At 71.9% G+C, this 751-nt stretch carries 2 protein-coding genes; one reads left to right on the forward strand and one right to left on the reverse strand.

Annotation, left to right across the window (positions count from 1 at the left end; all coding sequences use genetic code 11):
* Positions 1-413, reverse strand: a 413-nt coding sequence (locus FV222_RS28160; RefSeq protein ID WP_187277524.1) for a polyprenyl synthetase family protein, incomplete at its 3' end; no start/stop codon positions are given.
* A gap of 105 nt (positions 414-518) precedes the next feature.
* Here FV222_RS28160 and FV222_RS28165 point away from each other — a divergent pair.
* Positions 519-751: FAD-dependent oxidoreductase (locus FV222_RS28165; protein WP_147816419.1), on the forward strand; the 233-nt coding region annotated here is incomplete at its 3' end.

Below are 751 nucleotides of genomic sequence, written 5' to 3' on the forward strand. Positions count from 1 at the left end.
AGCCCGACCAGCGCGGCCAGCCGCTGCGGGTGCTTGGCTGCACCGCGGGCCAGCGTCTCGAACGCCAGCACGATCAGCGCGTCGCCGGTGAGCACCGCCAGCGGCTCGCCGAAGGCGACGTGGACGGCGGCCTTCTTCCGACGCGTCTCGGCGTCGTCGAAGCAGGGCAGGTCGTCGTGGACGAGGGACGCGCAGTGCAGCAGCTCGATCGCGGCGGCTGCGGCTTCGGCCCCCTGCGGGTCGTCGTCGCCGCAGGCGGCGGCCACCGCGAGGCAGAGCCGCGGTCGGATGCGGTGGCCCCCTGGGAACACCGCATAGCGGATCGCCTCCGCGAGCCGCGGTGGTGCGCCCGGCGCTTCCGCGTAGGCGACGGCGATGTCCAGGGTCCGTTCGATGCGCTGGCCTGCGTCCACCGTGGCCTCCCGTGTCAATTTGCGTTGACTTTCTCAGGTGTCATCTATGATTGACACTTGCGGCTCCGGAGATCAATGCCGGATCGTCAACGCCGCGGAGGAACGATGGCGATCGAGCGGGTCGTGGTGATCGGGGGCGGCATCGGCGGGCTCGTCGCCGCTTTGCGGCTCGCCTGCGCCGGATGCGACGTGACGCTGCTCGAGGCGGCCGACGCGCCCGGCGGCAAGATGCGCAGCGTCGCCGTCGGCGGGACCCGGATCGAGGCCGGGCCCACCGTCTTCACCATGCGCTGGATCCTCGACGAGATCTTCGCGGAAGCCGGCGCGGAGCTCGGCAG

Origin of the sequence: Methylobacterium sp. WL103, from assembly GCF_008039885.1 — a bacterium.
In the GTDB taxonomy this organism is placed as follows: Bacteria; Pseudomonadota; Alphaproteobacteria; order Rhizobiales; family Beijerinckiaceae; genus Methylobacterium; species Methylobacterium cerastii.